The sequence below is a fragment of the Streptomyces sp. AK08-02 genome, from assembly GCF_033795085.1.
Lineage (GTDB): Bacteria > Actinomycetota > Actinomycetes > Streptomycetales > Streptomycetaceae > Streptomyces > Streptomyces echiniscabiei.
Map to the genome: position 1 here is coordinate 105,347 of NZ_JARAZV010000009.1, position 17,138 is coordinate 122,484.

General features: G+C 70.4%; 15 protein-coding genes and 3 pseudogenes. 11 read left to right on the plus strand and 7 right to left on the minus strand.

The genetic code is table 11. From position 1 onward, the window contains the following. The first annotated feature begins 19 nt into the window (after positions 1-19). Positions 20-943: pseudogene (locus tag PV734_RS19715) on the plus strand (helix-turn-helix domain-containing protein). Positions 944-1,635: 692 nt separating this feature from the next. Here PV734_RS19715 and PV734_RS19720 read toward each other — a convergent pair. Then, entirely contained in the window at positions 1,636-3,396 is a 1,761-nt protein-coding gene (locus PV734_RS19720; RefSeq protein WP_319094592.1) for a S8 family peptidase, read from the minus strand. Positions 3,397-3,866: 470 nt separating this feature from the next. On the opposite strand from PV734_RS19720, the pseudogene PV734_RS19725 reads away from it, so the two are divergent. The 3 genes and pseudogenes from PV734_RS19725 to PV734_RS19735 form a co-directional block, all read left to right on the plus strand. Next, positions 3,867-4,004 (plus strand): annotated as a pseudogene (locus tag PV734_RS19725) (transposase); the annotation flags it as partial. 197 nt (positions 4,005-4,201) lie between these two features. After that, entirely contained in the window at positions 4,202-4,645 is a 444-nt protein-coding gene (locus tag PV734_RS19730; RefSeq protein ID WP_319094258.1) for a hypothetical protein, read from the plus strand. Between the two features lie 208 nt (positions 4,646-4,853). Beyond that, positions 4,854-5,192, plus strand: a complete 339-nt coding sequence (locus PV734_RS19735; protein WP_319094259.1) for a thioredoxin family protein — start codon at positions 4,854-4,856, stop codon at positions 5,190-5,192. A 309-nt stretch (positions 5,193-5,501) separates the two neighbouring features. Here PV734_RS19735 and PV734_RS19740 read toward each other — a convergent pair whose 3' ends face one another. Continuing rightward, positions 5,502-6,620, minus strand: coding sequence for an acyl-CoA desaturase (locus PV734_RS19740; RefSeq protein WP_319094260.1), 1,119 nt, complete (start codon positions 6,618-6,620; stop codon positions 5,502-5,504). A 7-nt stretch (positions 6,621-6,627) separates the two neighbouring features. After that, positions 6,628-7,683: a ferredoxin reductase gene (locus tag PV734_RS19745; RefSeq protein WP_319290613.1), complete on the minus strand. Its 1,056-nt coding sequence runs from the start codon at positions 7,681-7,683 to the stop codon at positions 6,628-6,630. 87 nt (positions 7,684-7,770) lie between these two features. Between PV734_RS19745 and PV734_RS19750 the strand changes: the two genes are divergently transcribed. Together PV734_RS19750 and PV734_RS19755 are read left to right on the plus strand one after the other, a co-directional pair. Beyond that, positions 7,771-8,910, plus strand: a complete 1,140-nt coding sequence (locus PV734_RS19750; RefSeq protein ID WP_319094262.1) for a helix-turn-helix domain-containing protein — start codon at positions 7,771-7,773, stop codon at positions 8,908-8,910. 218 nt (positions 8,911-9,128) lie between these two features. Continuing rightward, a complete protein-coding gene (locus tag PV734_RS19755; protein WP_319094263.1) occupies positions 9,129-10,379 on the plus strand; it encodes a L,D-transpeptidase in 1,251 nt (416 codons plus the stop codon). Between the two features lie 74 nt (positions 10,380-10,453). Here PV734_RS19755 and PV734_RS19760 read toward each other — a convergent pair whose 3' ends face one another. Together PV734_RS19760 and PV734_RS19765 are read right to left on the minus strand one after the other, a co-directional pair. Further along, on the minus strand, positions 10,454-11,386 hold the full coding sequence (locus PV734_RS19760) for a M48 family metalloprotease (RefSeq protein WP_319094264.1): 933 nt from the start codon (positions 11,384-11,386) through the stop codon (positions 10,454-10,456). Further along, positions 11,383-11,754 (minus strand): BlaI/MecI/CopY family transcriptional regulator, encoded by a 372-nt coding sequence (locus PV734_RS19765; RefSeq protein WP_319094265.1) that lies wholly within the window; start codon positions 11,752-11,754, stop codon positions 11,383-11,385. Before PV734_RS19765 ends, PV734_RS19760 begins: the two co-directional genes overlap by 4 nt. A gap of 119 nt (positions 11,755-11,873) precedes the next feature. Here PV734_RS19765 and PV734_RS19770 point away from each other — a divergent pair, with 119 nt between their 5' ends. Genes PV734_RS19770 through PV734_RS19790 form a run of 5 tightly spaced genes read left to right on the plus strand, consistent with a single transcriptional unit; the run spans position 11,874 to position 15,846 of the window. Then, entirely contained in the window at positions 11,874-12,545 is a 672-nt protein-coding gene (locus PV734_RS19770) for a DedA family protein (RefSeq protein WP_319094266.1), read from the plus strand. After that, positions 12,542-13,147, plus strand: coding sequence for a phosphatase PAP2 family protein (locus tag PV734_RS19775; RefSeq protein WP_319290616.1), 606 nt, complete (start codon positions 12,542-12,544; stop codon positions 13,145-13,147). Before PV734_RS19770 ends, PV734_RS19775 begins: the two co-directional genes overlap by 4 nt. Further along, positions 13,144-13,872, plus strand: a complete 729-nt coding sequence (locus PV734_RS19780) for a phosphatase PAP2 family protein (RefSeq protein ID WP_319290617.1) — start codon at positions 13,144-13,146, stop codon at positions 13,870-13,872. The genes PV734_RS19775 and PV734_RS19780 overlap by 4 nt, the downstream gene beginning before the upstream one ends. Then, the gene (locus PV734_RS19785; protein WP_319290619.1) at positions 13,826-14,488 is read left to right on the plus strand and encodes a response regulator transcription factor; all 663 of its coding nucleotides are present in this window, start codon (positions 13,826-13,828) and stop codon (positions 14,486-14,488) included. Before PV734_RS19780 ends, PV734_RS19785 begins: the two co-directional genes overlap by 47 nt. Continuing rightward, positions 14,485-15,846, plus strand: coding sequence for a HAMP domain-containing sensor histidine kinase (locus PV734_RS19790; protein ID WP_319290621.1), 1,362 nt, complete (start codon positions 14,485-14,487; stop codon positions 15,844-15,846). The genes PV734_RS19785 and PV734_RS19790 overlap by 4 nt, the downstream gene beginning before the upstream one ends. Before the next feature lie 172 nt (positions 15,847-16,018). On the opposite strand, the gene PV734_RS19795 is transcribed toward PV734_RS19790, so the two are convergent. After that, the gene (locus tag PV734_RS19795) at positions 16,019-16,858 is read right to left on the minus strand and encodes a hypothetical protein (RefSeq protein WP_319094271.1); all 840 of its coding nucleotides are present in this window, start codon (positions 16,856-16,858) and stop codon (positions 16,019-16,021) included. 94 nt (positions 16,859-16,952) lie between these two features. Continuing rightward, positions 16,953-17,036 (minus strand): annotated as a pseudogene (locus PV734_RS45850) (aminoglycoside phosphotransferase family protein); the annotation flags it as partial. Positions 17,037-17,138: the final 102 nt, after the last annotated feature.

Below are 17,138 nucleotides of genomic sequence, written 5' to 3' on the forward strand. Positions count from 1 at the left end.
GACGATGGATACTTGCGGCATGGACGAACACCCCGAACCGGTGCACGAGCCCGCCGCCGGCGCTCTGGACCCGCGTGCCGAGCTCAGTGAGTTCCTGCGCACCAGACGGGCCCGGCTGAAGCCGGAGGACGTGGGTCTGCGGGGCTTCGGGCGTTACCGACGAGTGCCGGGGCTGCGCCGCGAGGAGCTGGCGCAGCTGGCCGGGGTGTCGGTGGCGTACTACACGCGGCTCGAACAGGGCAACGGGCGGACCGTGTCGGTGGAGGTCCTCGACGCCATCGCCCGCGCGCTCCGGCTGAGCGACGCCGAGCGCCTCCACCTCACCCACCTGGCGAAGCCGAAACAGCAGAAGAAGAAGCCGGCCGGCCGCAGCCGGCAGGTCCGGGGCCCCCTGCGGACACTGCTGGACACCATGGACAGTGTTCCGGCGATCCTCGTGGGGCGGCGCTCGGACATCCTCGTCTGGAACAGGATGGCCGCGGCTGTCTTCGGTGACTGGGCCGAGCTGCCGGCGAGGGAGCAGAACTGGGCGCGGCTGGTGTTCCTGCGGCCCGAGTACCGTGACCTGTTCGTGAACTGGGAGCACAAAGCCAGCGACGTCGTCTCTCAGCTGCGTATGGACGCCGGCTCCCATCCGGACGACCCGCAGTTGTCCGCCCTGGTGGGCGAACTCTCCGTGAAGAGCGAGGAGTTCAGGGGGCTGTGGGCCACCCACGACGTCAAGGAGAAGTGCCACGGTATCCAGCGCCTGCACCACCCGCTCGTCGGCGAACTCGATCTCCGCCTCGAATCGTTCCACCAGGCCGACGCCCACGAGTAGATGTTGGTGACCTACCACGCCGAACCGAACTCCCCGTCGGCGGAGGCTCTACGATTGCTGGCCAGCTGGGGCACGGATGCGACCCAGGCGGGAACGGGCACGTCGTCGGAGCAAATGGCTTGATGAACTCCCCTTGACCATACGATGCCCCGAAGTGACGGCCCGCAGACCATTGACCCGTTGGCTTCCCGCTCCGCCTCGTTTGCCTGGTACTGGTGCAACGGAGGAGCACCCGGCAGTGCCGGCAGTCAGGTTCGAGCGTGTCGCTGGGTGCGGAGGAAGTGGCCTCCGGCAAGGCCCCGTTGCGGCGGCTGCGACGGACGGGCGGGGGCCGCGAACCGATGGTCGATCCGGACCTGCGACCGCGTCCGGCGCCACTGGCCCGGGCACCCGGCGTTCCCAAGTCTGCGACGCGACGACCAGGTCGCGGAGCAGCAGGAGTGAAAGCCTCCAGAGGCAAAGGCCACGTCGGTCGGCGGCCCGCCGCTGGGACCGGCCGGGGTCCTCGGGCCGCGGCGCGCGCAGTCGCGACACCGCTGCCCGTCGGGTAGCGGTGTCGCGGCTCTGCGACTCCTCAAGGGAGGCGCACGGTGTTCTGGACATCGGCCCCAGGCCGTCCGATGCCTTCCGGGATGCGTCCGGCATGGGGCCCCGACCGCGGCGTACGTCGCCGCGGTCAGGGCCATCTGGCCTCCGCCGCCGTGCAGTTCGCAGCCCAGGCCAGACCGCGGCCAGCCCTGTCCGCGGCTTCGGGCAGGAGTTGTCGCCGGCGCAGTGCGTGCCGCAGCTGTACCCGGGCGTTGCCGGGCCCTGCCCTAGAAGGTCAGGTTCCAGGCGTCGATCGTGCCCGTGTCGGAGGCCGCGTTGTCGTTGACTCGCAGCTTCCAGGTGCCGTTCGCGACCTCCGAGGAGGCGTTCACGGTGTAGGTCTGGGCGATGTTGTCGGTGCTGCCGCCGGTGTGGTTGTGCAGGGTGTAGACGGTGCCGTCCGGCGCCACCAGGTCGACCTTCAGGTCACCGATGTAGGTGTGCTTGATGTCCACGCCCACCTTGAGGGTGGCCGGGGCGTTGCCGGTCACGCCGGTGACGGCGATCGGGCTCTCCACGGTCGCGTTGTCGTTGATGGCGAAGTCCGCGAGGTTCTCGAAGTACGCGCCGGGCGGCGGGGTGGCCCCGACGGCCTTGAGGGCGTCGACCTGTCCCTCGCCGAAGAACGAGTTGTTGGCCGTCGTGCCCGTGCAGCGGCTGTCCGAGGGGCAGGCGATGTCGTTGGCCTGGGCGGCCAGCTTGGCTCGGAGCTGCGCCGGGGTGATGCCCGGGTTGGCGCTGGCGATGAGCGCCGCCACGCCGACCACGTGCGGGGTGGCCATCGAGGTGCCGCTCTTACTGCCGTAGCCGCCGCCGGGGACGGTGGAGTACACGCTGCTGCCCGGCGCCGCGACGTCGATGACGCCCTGCCCGTAGTTGGAGAACGAGGCCTTGGTGACGCCCGTGCCGTTGGCCGCGACCGTGACCACGCCCGGGAGCTCGGTCGGGATGTCGAGGCAGGCGTTGGTGATGGTGCGGGTGGTCGGCGTCGAGTCGTTCGGGCTCGCGGAGTCGGTCGTCTTGTGGGCGAGGTCGTAGTTCTCGTTGCCCGCGGCGGCGATCTGGAGGGAGCCCTTGCTCTCGGCGTACTCCTGGGCGCGCTTGACGCCCTCGATGATGGCGGCCTGGTCGATGTTGTCCGGGCAGTTGAACTGCCACGGGTCTGTGTAATAGCTGTTGTTGGTGACCTGGAAGCCGTGGTCACCGGCCCAGACGAAGCCGCAGATGGTGTTCTCGGCGAAGAAGAAGGAGTTGCCCGGCTCTGCGACCCGGACCGCGGCGATCTTCACCCCGGGGGCCACACCGACGACGCCCTTGCCGTTCTTGGCCGCGGCGACGGTGCCCGCTACGTGGGTGCCGTGCGTGTCGACGTCCCGCCAGGCGCCGGCACGGGTGTCGGGCTTGCCGTAGGCGCAGGAGACCGAGTCGGCCGCGTCGAAGTTGGGCGCCAGGTCCTGGTGCTGGTCGTCCACACCGGTGTCCAGGATGCCGACCTTGACGGAGGCGGAGCCCGGGTTCACGGCCCAGGCCTGGTCGGCCTTGATCTGGCTCATGTCGGCCCGGACCGGTTCTCCGGCCGGGGTGGAGGCCTGGGCCGGATTGGCCGGGAGCGCCGGCGTGTAGGCGTCGGCCGGGACGTCCGAGGTGCGCGTGGCGCCGACCTGCTGCACGCCGGTGACGGCGCGCATGGTGGCGGCGAATCCGCTGGACGCCGAGTGGGCGACGATCACGCCGATGGCGTCGAAGTTCGAGAAGACGCTGCCGCCGTTGGCCGCGATCGCGGAGCGGACCGCCGAACTGTCACCGGGGGCGGTGATCACGAGGTAGGCACGCGTGCCGGCCACCCAGGTCGCACTCAGGGCAGCCGGTACGGCGGCCGGAGACTGGGCCTTGGCGGCCGGCGCGGTGGAGGGGGCGACGGGAAGCGTACCCGCGAGGGCGCCGGGGGCGCCGAACGCGAGAGCGGCGCCGAGCGTGGCCGCCAGCACCAGCGTGCGTCTGGGGCGGCCGGATATGTGGGGTATCAATGCGTCCTCCGAAGACGGCCCGACCGTGCGGATAGCACCGGCCGGGCCGTACGAAACGAGTGGTGGACGCAAGATGTCAGACGGGTGCTCCTGTGCGGAAGTACCTTTTCGTGCCTGGACGTTGTGGGTGCATGGCCGAAAATAGACATGCACCCGTCAATGGGGGGCGGGGGCCACCGGGAACTCGGCGGTGCCGACCGCACCCTGCCGGCCGTTGCCCGCCGCCCGAATCGCCGCGTCACCCCACCCGTCGAACACCGTTGCGGCGCCGGACCGGGTACGGAGAGCTCGGCCAGAGGCCCGGATGCCCGTGCACCCGCGCCGAAAGGGTCGGTCACGAAGGTCGCCGGGTCGACGTAAACCGTAGGCGTGCGTCGCGCGGCCCTCCGGATCACACCCTCTGGATCAAGTGGGCCGCCTGCTGCGGATCGGGGCGTGGCAGTGGGATCTTCCGCTACGTCGTCGAGCGCACGATCGCCTGGCTGCATGGCTTCCGCCGTCTGCGCATCCGCTGGGCACGACGCGACGACGTCCACGAAGAGTTCCTCGGCCTCGCCACCTGCCTGATCAACGTGGAGTTGTCGGGAGTGACATTCGCTGATGCCTGCGGTACCACGGCGAGCTTCACCCCGAGGCTGGTGCCCCCGGGCGGCGGCGGAGACAATTGATCATTCTCGCGTAATGCAGGAGCGATACGGACGACAGCTCGCCTGAACGCCGAGGCCCTGGTGCGCGGTGTGGCGGCCGGACAGGCTAGCTTGCTTCGATGAGTTCCCTTGATGATGTGGCCGAGCGCGACGGCTGGCGATGCTGGGTGTGCGACGAACCGGTCGACCCCGACAAATCCGTGAACGACCCGCAGGGGCCCAGCGTTGACAGCCGGACCGCCGACCGGAAGGCCAAGGTTGCCGAGCGGCTCGCACACCGTGGGTGCAACACCCGCAAGGGTGCGGTCAAGGTGGTCATCGCCTGGCCGGACCGCCTGTACGTGGTGGAACCCGCGTCGCTGATCACGGTTGCCGCGCGGCTGGAGCGCAAGGGGGGCCGCGAGATGGTGGGCCGTTGTCCGACCAGGCAGGACGCCCAAGAGGCGGCGGACTGGCTGGTGGACCGGTTCTCCCGGCTGACCCCTGGGCTGCCGGTGACAGCCGACATCGAGGCGGGTGGCGGCCAGTTCCTCGTCATCCTGGCCACCGGCCGGCGCCGCTGACGGAGGATCACCGGCCGCGCGGTCGCGTCGACGTGAGGCCAAGGTGAACCTGCCGGCCGCCTGCACCTGTTCGGCACGAGCCGGCCCATGGGCGCGTGGCGGGCTGCGAGCCGGGTGACCGGCGGGGCGGTCGGCAGGGTGTCCGGGCCGGGTCACCAGAGGCGGGATGATGGGGATGGAATGACGGAACACGAGGTCAGGAGCCTCCATGGCGAAGCGGGTTCACCAACCCCGTGAGGACGCGGAGTTCAGTTTCATCCTCGGGATGAGCGGAGTTCCGGTGCTCGCATACTTCACCGGGACATGGCCCAAGGCGATCGAGCCCTGCCGGGCGATGGACCTCGTCATGGGTGGCATCGCCGACGACTACGCAGGCCGCCTCACGGCCGTCCGCGCCGACATCACGCGTTGTCCGGCCGCAACCGAGCGATACGGGATCACCGCGGCCCCGTCCTACGTGCTGCTGAAGGAGGGAGTGGCGGTGGCGGACGGCACGGGGCCCATGACCAGCGCCGAGGTACGGGAGTTCCTGGACGGCCACCTCTGAGCGGCCGCAGCGCACCGTGACCGCGACGCCCGTCCGGCAAGCCGTGGGCGTGCTGTACGGGCACCGACACGGGCGGCACCGTTCTGCTCGGCGGATGCCGAGTTGGGCTGACCGTGGCAGGTCAGTGCCCTACCACCCCGCGCCGGGCGCGCTTGCCGCCGGCTGCGAGCCGCGCTCCTGGCGCGCGTCCAGGTGTCGGGACAGCCGGACAGCGGGCCGTCGCGGTCGTGGTCGCCCACTGTCCGCGACGGATCTCACCGAAACCGGGGTGCGTCGGTACGACCGAAAGACCCGGACCGCTATCGGGAATCAGGCCGCGACGAGCTCCTGTTCGCGGTCCGGCGTCCTGGTCTTGGGCTTCTTGTTCGGCAGCGAGAGGCGGAAGACCTTGTGCCACGCGGAGAAGACCTGCTTGGGCAGCGGCCCGGTGACGTACTCCAGCTCGTACTTCTCGAACAACGCGCGCACCTTCACCGCGACCTCGGCGTACCGGTTGCTCGGCAGATCCGGGAACAGGTGGTGCTCGATCTGGTGCGACAGGTTGCCGGACATGAAGTGCATGGCCTTGCTGCCGCTGATGTTCGCCGAGCCCATCATCTGGCGCAGGTACCACTGGCCGCGCGTCTCGCCCTTGATCGAACGGCGCTCGAAGACCTGCACGCCCTCGGGGAAGTGCCCGCACATGATCACCGAGTGGGTCCAGACGTTCCGGACCAGGTTCGCGGTGAACGTGGCGGCGAGCGTGGTGAGGAACGACGGGCCCGACAGCAGCGGGTGGATCACGTAGTCCTTGAGCACCTGCTTGCGGATCTTGCGGCCCACGGCCCTGGCCCGCTCGCGGAACTCCGGGTTGTTGCGGCGGCGCTTGTGCAGGTTCTTGCCGAGCTCCAGGTCGTACGCCGCGATGCCGTACTCGAAGAAGCAGGCGTTGAGGAAGTTCCACAGCGGCTGGCCGAGGTGGAACGGGTGCCACCGCTGGTCCTCGTCGACGCGCATGATGCCGTAGCCGAGGTCGTTGTCCTTGCCGATCACGTTGGTGTACGTGTGGTGCAGCTCGTTGTGCGAGTGCTTCCACTGCTCGGACGGCGAGACGTGGTCCCACTCCCAGGTGGTGGAGTGGATCTTCGGGTCCCGCATCCAGTCCCACTGGCCGTGCAGGATGTTGTGGCCGATCTCCATGTTGTCCATGATCTTCGCCACGGACAGACCGGCGGTGCCGATCAGCCACGCGGGCGGGAAGATCGAGAACAGCAGCACGCCCCGGCTGACGAGTTCGAGCTTGCGCTGCGCCGAGATGACCTTGCGGATGTAGGCGGCGTCCTTCTCGCCGCGGTCGGCGATCACCTCGTCGCGGATCGCGTCCAGCTCGCGGCCGAGCTCCTCGATCTGCTCCGCGGTCAGGTGGGCGGTGGGGTCGATGGCGGTCAAGGTGTTCCTACCGTTCGATGTCGCAGGGGCCCGCGGCGGCGGACACACAGGTCTGGATGAGGACGCCCGGCTCGGCTTCGGTGACTTCGCCGGTGCGTAGGTCGCGGACGGCGCCCGCCTTGAGCGGCGTGACGCAGCCGAAGCAGATGCCCATGCGGCACCCGGACGGCATGAGCACGCCGGCCTCCTCACCGACGTCCAGCAGCGGCGTGGCGCCGTCCGCGTCGACGGTCTTGCCGGTGGCGCTGAACGTGACCTCGCCGCCGTCGCCGGTGACGACGATTCCGGGGCGGAAGCGTTCCGTGTGCAGGCGCTCGGGGACGCCGTGCTCGGTCCAGTGCTTCTCTGCGGCGTCGAGCAGGCCCGCGGGCCCGCAGGCCCAGGTCTCGCGCTCGGCCCAGTCGGGCACGAGTTCCTCGAGACGGGCGATGTCGAGCTTGCCGTCCGTGTCGGTGTGCAGCTCGGTGAGCCGCAGCTTCTTGGCTGCGACCAGGTCGTGCAGTTCGGCGCGGAAGATCACGTCTTGCGGCTGTGGCGCGGAGTGGACCATGACGACGTCGTCGAACTCGGTGTCGCGCAGCATGCCCATCACCGGCGTGACGCCGCTGCCGGCCGTCAGGTAGAGCACCTTGGCGGGCTTCGCCCGCGGCAGCACGAAGTCACCGGTCGCCTGGTCGAGCTGGATCAGCGTGCCTGGTTTCGCCCTGCGGACCAGGTGGTTGCTGACCTTGCCGTCCGGGATCGCCTTCACGGTGATCGTGACGCGGCCGTCCCGGCGGTCGGTCGGCGAGGTGATGGAGTAGGCCCGCCACAGGCGTACTCCGTCGACGTCGACCCCGATCCGCATGTACTGACCGGCCGTGTGGCCGCGCCAGCCCCGTCCCGGTCTGATCACGACGGTCGCGGCATCAGCCGTCTCGGGGTGCACGGCCTCGATGCGCCCACGCAGGTCAGCGCCCGCACGCAGCGGACTGACCAGGTCGAGGTAGTCCGACGGCAGCAGCGGCGTCGTGACCATCTCCAGCAGTTTCCTCGCCCTGCTGCGGAGGGCTGTACTCGTCATGACTCCAGCTTGCTGTGCCTCAGGGCGTAAAGTCCTGACCGCAGGACGTAAATCTGGTCGGCCGAATTGTTCGCAGGGAACAAAGACATGAGCCATGCAATCCGGAGGGCCAGCGAACTGGCCCTGGATGAGACGACGGTCACCGCACTGCGGGCCGCGCTGAAGACCACCGCCGACGAGGTCGTCCAGGCGATCATCGACGAGGTCCCTCCCTATGCCAACGCTCTTTCGGGGCACATGGGCGCCACCATCCGCCGTGCCGTCCGTACCGCCCTGGGGCACTATCTGGACCTGGCGAGCGGGAACGCCACGGGCGGCGACGCCGGTGACGCGGCCTACGAGCTGGGCCGGGGCGAGGTGCGCGACGGCCGTTCGATGGACGCCCTGCTCAGCGCCTACCGCGTCGGCGCCCGTGTGGCCTGGCGAGGCCTGGCCGCGGGAGCCGTACCCGCGGGTCTGCCCGCCGCCGAGGTCGCCAAGTTCGCCGAGTTGACCTTCGCCTACATCGACGAGCTCTCCGCCGCGAGCGCCGCGGGCCACGCCGACGAACTGGCCGCCCGGGGCAGGGCCCAGGAGCGCCACCTCGAACAACTGGCACGCGACCTCCTCGCCGACGCGAGCCCGGAGGTGCTGCTGGCCTCTGTCCAACGGGCGGGGTGGCAGCCTCCGGTGTCGCTGACCGCTGTCCTGCTGCCCGCCGCCCAGGCCCGGACCGCCTACCGCGCGCTCGACCCGAGCACGCTCGTCCTGGACGATCTGCCGGACGCCACCGGTGTGCTGCTCGTCCCCGATGCCGACCGATCACATCTCTTGCGGCAGATGACCGACCGCACGGCCGTGGTCGGTCCGGCCCGGCCATGGACTCGTGCGTCGGCCTCGTACGCGAGAGCCGTACGCGCGCGCATGCTCTCCTCCGACATTCGCGACACGGAGGACCACCTGCCCGAGCTGGTGCTGAGCGCCGACGCGGACGCGTTCACGGACCTGCGTGCCCGAGCCCTCGCACCGTTGCGGACCTTGCCTGCCGCGACCGCACGGCGACTGGAGGAGACCCTGCGGGAGTGGCTGCTGCACCAGGGCAGGCGGGACGAGGTGGCGGCGGCGTTGTTCGTCCATCCCCAGACGGTCCGGTACCGGATGTCGCAGCTGCGGGAGCTGTTTCCGGATCTGGCATCGCCACGCCGGGTCCTCGAACTGACGCTGGCGGTCGGTCTTCGGGTCGGCTGACAGATTCTTCGACCGTCCACGACCGGCCGGCGCCTCGTTGTCCTGTTGTCCGATGATTTCGGCGCCGTTCGGCCGGGAGCGCCCCGTCGCGAACGGTGCCCTTCGCCACAATTTATCCATTTATCGATAAATGCATGCCTATGGTTTCCAGGCCGGTTGCACCACTCGGCGATCGGCTCAGGGATGCAAATCCAGTGCCATGGGAGAAGCGTTTCATCATGCTCAGCAAACGACGCACCGGACTGTTGGCCACGACCGGCGCAATTGGCGGCGTACTCGCGGTCACGGCCCTCGGCGGCGTGAGCGACGCCGCCGCCGACGACGGCAACAAGGCCGGGAACGTCCCGGCATCGCAGGCAGAAGCCCAACAGGCGGGCGCTCAGGTGGCCTCCGACGCCCGAATGGACATAACGCCCGGGCAGGGCGCGTACGGCGTCGGGGCCAACGACCCGGTCGGCGTCACCGTCAGCCGCGGGAAGCTCACCCAGGTGACCATGACCGCCATCGCGACCGGCGCCGAGATACCGGGCACTCTGTCCGCGGACGGCACCTCCTGGAAGCCGAACGGCCGGCTGGAGCGTGCCACGAGGTATCAGATCGCCGCGGAGGCCGAGGACGCCGCGGGCCGTTCCGCCACCGACAGCGCCACGATCACCACGGTCTCCCCGGCCAATGACTTCATCGGGCACCTCTCCCCCGAGGACGGCTCGACCGTCGGTGTGGGTATGCCGGTGAGGGTCGACTTCGACCGGGCGATCAGCGACCGGGCCGCGGTACGGTCGGAGATCCAGGTCAGTTCCAGCAGCGGCCAGCAGGTGGTCGGCCACTGGCTCAACGACCACCGTCTGGACTTCCGCCCCGAGCACTACTGGAAGCCCGGCTCCACCGTCACCGTCACACTCGATCGCCAGGGCGTCCGGAGGACTGTCACGTTCACGATCGGCCGGAGCCAGATCAGCACCGTGGACGCGAGGACGAAGCGGCTGACCGTCGTACGGGACGGCAGGACGATCAGGACCGTCCCTATCTCGTCAGGCGGCCCCGAGCATCCGACGCACAACGGCCGGATGGTGATCTCCGAGAAGTTCGGGCACACCCATATGAACGGTGCGAGCGTCGGCCTCACGGAGAAGAACGGCAAACCCTCGTACGACATCAGGGCCGTACCGCACGCCATGCGCCTGACCGACTCGGGCACGTTCGTTCACGGCAACTACTGGGCCGCCGACTCGGTCTTCGGCAAGGCCAACACCAGCCATGGCTGCGTAGGCCTGAAGGATGTCAGGGGCGGGGGCGACGGCAGGCAACCCGCCGCGTGGTTCTTCGACCACTCGATGATCGGCGACGTCGTGATCGTCAAGAACTCCGAGGACAAAACCGTGCTGGCCCCGGACAACGGCCTCAGCGACTGGAACATGCCGTGGAGCGAGTGGGTGACCGGCGAGTCGACGGGCCTTGACCAGGGCTAGCCCCCAGGGCCGACGTCGACGATGACGCATCGGTCGGCGGTCGGCGGTCGAGATTCGTGCCCGCCCCGCGGGTGTCAGCGTGGGGCTTCGCCCTGCGCGACCTCGACCTCGTGGTGGAAGGCGACCGCGCCGGCCGTCGCGGCGGCGGCGGACAGCGCCGTGCAGGCGGCGAGGAGCAAGGCGATGGCACACAGGGCGCGCGGACGCGGCGCGGGAGCGGCGAGGAGCGCCGCGACCCGCTGGGGTACGGGGCCGGTCGTCGCCGCCGGAGCGAGGTCGGGGCGGCTGGAGCGCGCGCTCCGACCTGCGAGGGCGGCACGGGCGATGGCCCGAGCCAGGAGGCGCCGGTCCCCGACGGCGGCGGCCGCCGCTTCGTCGGCGGCGCGTTCGGCGGCCAGCCGGATGACGGCGCGCGCGGGGCGCAGTGCGGGGTGGCAGTGTGCGGCGAGTTCGGCGGCGGCCAGGAAGTAGTGGTGGCCACCGGCGTTGTGGGCGCGCTCGTGAGCGAAGAGTGCCTCGCGCTCGTCCGGTCCGAGGCTGCGCAGCATGGCGGTGGTGACGACGATGCGGTGTGGGCGTCCGGGCAGGGCGTACGCGTCCGGCTCGGGCGAGTCGACGACGCACAGGTCGCCTGCCGCGGGCCGTCGGTCGGCCTCCGCGTGGGCGGTGCGGAAGGCGCGCGTCTGCCGCAGCACCGAGCGGGCGAGGGTCCAGGCGCCGACGAGTACCAGGCCGGTGGCGATGGCGGACGCGGGGAGGATCAGGGAGCCCGACGGGGTGCGCAGGGGGTGGACGAGTTCACCGAGCGCCGCGAACGCGGGGAGTTTGAGCAGTCCGGTCAGCACCAGGGAGCCCAGGGCGGCCACACAGGCACCCGCCAGTACGAGGACGACGGTGGCGAGCGCCCACAGCGCGGTGGCCGGGGCCAGCCGTTCGAGAACCCGTCGGGCGAGCGGCGGCGCTACCAGGGGCAGCAGGAGCGGAATCAGCAGCAGGAGGGTTGTCACTCGTCCTCCAGCAGTTGTCGCAGGAGTTGTTCGTCGTCCGGGGTGAGCTGGGCGACGAAGCGGGCCAGGACCGTCTCGCGGTCGCTGTCCCGATCACGGTCGAGTTCGGTGTGCATGCGCCGCGCGGTGAGCCCCGGCGCGTCCTGTACGGGGTGGTAGGCGAAGCCGCGCCCTTGTGGACGGCGGTCGACGACACCCTTGTCGTAGAGGCGGGAAAGGATCGTCGTCACCGTCGTGCGGGCCAGGTCGGAGGCGAGTCCGGTCTGCACCTCCCCGGCGGTGAGGGGCACGCCTGCGGCCCACAGGGCGGCCATGACGGCTGCTTCGAGTTCACCGGCCGGCCGGCGTTCGTCCTTCGCGTCGGTCATGGGAACGATCCTCACCCTGTCATCGTCTACAGTTCAGTAGACCGTCTACAGAATTGTAGTCACTCGGGTGGCCGCTGTCGCGTGCCCCCGCCCGTCCAGTATGAGAGGGCCCGCGTCCCATGACGGCACCCCCCTTGTTCACGGCATCGGACCTCGCGGTGAACGTCCTCAGCGCGTCGTCGCTGCTCTCCGCCTTCGGCGTGCTGGGCGTCGGCGTGGTGCTGTTCGCCGAAACGGGCCTGCTGATCGGCTTCTTCCTGCCCGGCGACTCCCTGCTGTTCACGGCGGGGCTGCTGTGTACGGGGAGTGGCGAGCGCGATGTGAGGCTGTCGCTCGCCCCGCTGCTGGTGGCCGCGGCCGTGGGTGCCCTCGCCGGGGCACAGTGCGGCTATCTGCTCGGCCGGAAGGCGGGCGGGGCTCTCCTGGCCCGCGGCCGTTCGGTCCGCCTGCGGGAAGGTGCGCACCGGGCCGAGGAGCTGTTGCAGCGGTACGGGCACGCGAAGGCGATCATGCTGGCCCGGTTCGTGCCGGTGGTACGGACCGTCCTCAATCCGATCGCGGGCGCGCTGGGGGTGCCGGTACGGACGTTCACCTTGTGGCAGGTCGTCGGCGGGCTCGTGTGGAGTGTGGGTCTGACACTGGGCGGATACGCGCTGGGCTCCTCCGTCCCCGACGTGGACCGCTATCTGTTGCCGATCGTCGCCGTGATCGTGGCCGTGTCGCTGGTTCCGGTCGCTTCCGAGTTCTACCGCTCCCGCCGGGCCGCCAAGACGAAGGAGACCCGCGGATGATCCTCGCGCTGAGCGGCTCGTCGATCGACGGTTTCGCCTACACCGACGTGGTGGATCTCGCCCGTCGCTCGCCGGGCCTGCTGGACGACGTGGTGTCGACCTGGTCGACGTACGGTCTGGCGGTGTTCGCCGTGCTGATGGCCGTGGCCTGGTGGCAGGCGCGTCGGGTGAGTGCCACGGCCGCGCTGACCGCGCTGGCCGTGCCGGTGATCGTGGTCGTGGCGTACGGAGTCGATGCCGTCCTGAAACTGGTGGTGCGTGAGGTGCGGCCCTGCCGGAGCCTGCGCGTGACCACCCTGGAGGCGTGTCCCGCGCCCGGCGACTGGTCCTTCCCCAGCAACCACGCGGCCATCGCCGCGGCGTCCGCCGTGGCGCTGTGGTGCGTCGCCCGTCGGCTCGGTGCGGTGGCGGCCCTGGCGGCCTGTGCGATGGCGGTCTCCCGGGTCTGGGTCGGCGCGCACTATCCCCACGACGTCGCGGCGGGGATCGTCGTCGGCGCGCTGGTCGGTCTGTCCACGACAGTGCTGCTGCGGCGGCGTCCCGATGCCCTGGCCAGGTGGACCACCGGCACGCGGCTGCGTCCGCTCCTGGTGGCGTCATGAACCGCCGCGACGTCCGCGAACTGGCGGGCAGCGTCGGCCTGGGTGCGTGGACGGCGTTCGTCGTGCTGACCATGGTCGTCCTCGGCGACGGAAAGCCCCTGTACGGCGACGAGGATCTGACGTCCTGGTCCGTCGGTCACCGCCCGGACGTGGCGGTGGCCTTGGCCCACGGTCTGACCGCAACCGGCACCGGCGTCATCCCGTACGTCCTCGCGGCGCTGGCCGGGATCATCGCCGGGCGCACTCCGCGCCGACGGGCCGTCGCCGCCGCTCTCTGTCTCGTCTGCCTCGGGACGGCGCAGGCGGCTCGCCACGGCGTGATGGAACTCGTCGCCCGGCCTCGCCCGGCCCCCGCGGACTGGGCCACACACGCTTCGGGATGGGCCTTCCCCTCCGGCCACGCCACCACCGCCGCGCTCACCGCCGGGCTCCTCGTCATAGCGGTGTACGTGCGCGCCCCACGCGGCCGGAACCTGCTCGCCCTCGTCGTCGGCTGCTGGGGCGCGCTGGTCGGACTGACCCGTGTCTACCTCGGGGTGCACTGGTTCACCGATGTCGTCGGCGGCTGGCTGTTCGCCCTCGGCTGGCTCGGGCTGTGGCTGTGCGCCGCCACGTGGTGGCTGCCCGAAGAATCTGTCCAGGCCACGACGCACACCGGCCAAGAGCCGGCGGAGGACCATGCGCCACAAGATCCTGGTCGTCGAGGACGACCACGCCCTGCGTGACGTCCTGCTGCGCGGCCTGCGCGAAGAGGACTTCGACCCCGTGCCCGCGCCGGACGGGGCGTCCGCCCTGCGGCTGGCCACCGATGACATCGCCGCGGCCGTCCTGGACGTCGGGCTGCCCGACGCCGACGGACGGGACGTGTGCCAGGCGATGCGGGCGAACGGGTTCCTGTCCCCCGTCATCTTCCTGACCGCCCGTCACCGGCTCACCGACCGGCTGTCGGGATTCTCCGCGGGGGGCGACGACTATCTGCCCAAACCCTTCCACCTCGCCGAACTCGCCGCCCGGCTGCGGGCAGCCGTCAAACGCGCCGCGCCCCTCCCGCCGGCCACGGTCGGCGACCTCGTCCTGGACGCAGTGCGGCACAGCGTCGGCGTGCACGGCACCCCGGTCGATCTGACCCCGACGGAATTCCGACTCCTCGCCGTCCTCATGGCGGGCGCCGGTGGTGTCGTGCGCAGACGCGAACTGCTCAGAGCAGGCTGGCCCGAGGGCGCCCAGGTCAGCGACAACACCCTCGACCAGTACCTGACCCGGCTGCGTCGCAAACTACGCGAGGCGGGCAGCGCCCTGACGATCACCACCTCCAGAGGAATCGGCCATCGTCTGTCATGAACTCCGTGTTCTCCCGCCTGGCGCCGCGCACCCTACGAGGCCGTCTGTCCCTGGTGGCCCTCACCACCGCCGCCCTCCTGATGGTGGTCCTCACCGTCGCGTTCAACACCCTCATCCGCCACCGCCTGCAGCAGCAGGCCGACGACGAACTGCACGCCCGCGCCGCCGCCGTAGCCACCACCATCGACACGAGCGGCCGCACCGTACGCGTCCTGGAAACCGTCAACGACCGGCTTCTCGACACCAACGTGTGGATCTACGCGGACACACGGCTGCTCGAACAGCCGCCGTCCACCACAGCCGACAACCCGCTGGCCCATGCCGCCGGCGAACTCGCCCAGCGGGGCGGAAGCCACTGCGTGACCGTCGACGAACCGGGCCTCGCCCGGCTGTGCGGAGTGCCCGTGACCGGCGGGCGGAGCACGGTGACCGTCGTCACCGCGCTGGATCTCTCCCCCTACCGGAGTTCGGCCGCCACCCTGCTCTGGGCTTCACTGTGTCTCGACGCCGTCATGCTCGCCTGCACCTACCTGCTGACGCGTCTCGCTGTCGGACGCGCGCTGCGTCCCGTGGGCGCCATGACCGACCAGGCCACCCAGTGGAGTGCCGTCACTTCCGAGGACCGTTTCGCGGCTGTCCGGCGTCCCGCCGAACTCGCGCGTCTGGGGGCGTCGTTGGACGCGTTGCTGGACCGCATCCGCGCCGTTCTGCACCGTGAGCAGTTGCTGACCGGCGAGCTGTCGCACGAACTGCGCACTCCGCTCAGCCGGATCATCGCCGAACTCGACTGGTGGCGGGACCGTCCCCGCTCGGCGGCCGACACCGAGGCCACCCACGAGGTGATCGCCGACGCCGCCCTGTCCATGCGTACGATCTGCGACACCCTGCTCAACGACGCCCGCGAGGGCACGACCAGCACCCCTGGCACTGCCGAGATCCTGCCGGCGATGCACCGACTCGCCGCCCGCCTGGAGACACCGGCTCGGGTGACGGTCGACGTACGCGGAGAGCACGCACTGCGGGCCGGGGCCCAGGCCGCCCTCCTCGAACGTATCGTCAGTCCGCTGCTCGCCAACGCCGTCCGCTACGCCACCTCGCAGGTCACCGTCACCGCTCGGCGGGAGCCAGCAGGCGGCGTCAGCATCGATGTCGCCGACGACGGGCCCGGCGTGCCGCCGTCGTTCGCGGGCCGGCTCTTCCAGCCCGGGCACCGGGCCGACGCCTGCGACGGACACGGCGGAGCGGGCCTCGGCCTGCCGCTGGCGCGACGCCTGGCCCGCTCCGTCGGAGGTGAAGTGTCCTACGATCCCGGGCACGTGCCCGGGGCCCGGTTCACCGTCGGACTGCCCGCCGGCTGACGGCCCCGCCCTCTCGACGGCCTCCGTATCCGAAGCGGCGGTGCGGCACTCCAGGACCTGGGCATACGACATCAGGCCGACCAGGATCGCCGGCAGCACGGCCGGCCTACCAGTCCGCCGTTCCGTTCCTGCGGGGCGCGGGGCGCTCCTCAACCGCCTGCCCCGCGGGCCGCTATGCCGTACCGGCGAGGTCTTCCCGCTCGGTGACGTCCTTGCGTGTCACTGCCAGGAACACCACCAGTCCGAGGATGACCGCGAGGAAGAGCACGCTGGTCACCACGGTGCCCATGCCCAGGCCGCCGTCGCCGGTGGGCTGCGAGAGGTAGTCGCCCATCGAGGCGCCCAGCGGACGGGTGAGGACGTACGCGATCCAGAAGCTCCACACCGCGTTCAACCCGAGCGCGAAGCGTGCCACCGCGACGGCGGCGATCGCGAGGGCGAACAGGAGCGCGGAGACCCAGTAGCCCAGTGCCATACGCTCGGCGGCCAGGTCGCCCGCCGCGGTGCCCAGAGCGAAGGTGAACAGCACCGCCAACCAGTAGAAGGACTCGCGGCGCAGCGTGTCGATGCTGTGGATGGACAGGGTCCGCTCGCTGCGGTACCAGGCGGCGAACACGATCGCGAGGACGATCGCGAAGACGGTGGTGCTCGTGGTCAGCGGTACGCCCATGTTGTCGGTGAGGTTGTCGCTGATCAGGGTGCCGACCACGCTGATCAGGGCCACGGCCGTCCAGTACACGCCGGGACGGTAGGCGCTGGTACGGAACTGGACGACGAGGACCAGCGCCAGCAGCCCGCTCATCAGCAGTGAGACTCCGGTCAGGCCCAGGCCGGCCTTCTCGTTCAGCAGGTCGGCCGCGGTCTCGCCGACCGTCGTGCACAGCACCTTGATCACCCAGAAGTACACGGTGACTTCGGGCACCTTGTTCCAGTGCGGTCGGTGGCCCGGGGCGGTGCGGACAGACCTGTGGCCCGTCGCTGTCTCGGAGGTCTTGGCGGTCTCGGATGTCATGAAACGCGACCGTGCCACCAGGAACCTGAACACATCCTGACCACCGCGCGGCAACCCGCACACCTGCGGGTCCCCGTCGCGCCGCCTCACAGCCTCACAATCGGGATCTCAGCACGTCGACCTCGCAGCCCGGCGCGAAGGGGTCGAACCCGTGCTTGATATCCATGAGCGACCAGTATCCCGGGAAATTCGCCGACGGCAGGATTGCCCAATTGTCCTGCCTGGCGTACAACCTTCCGGTATTACGGACCGTCTCACCAGATGCCAGAGTTGCACGACC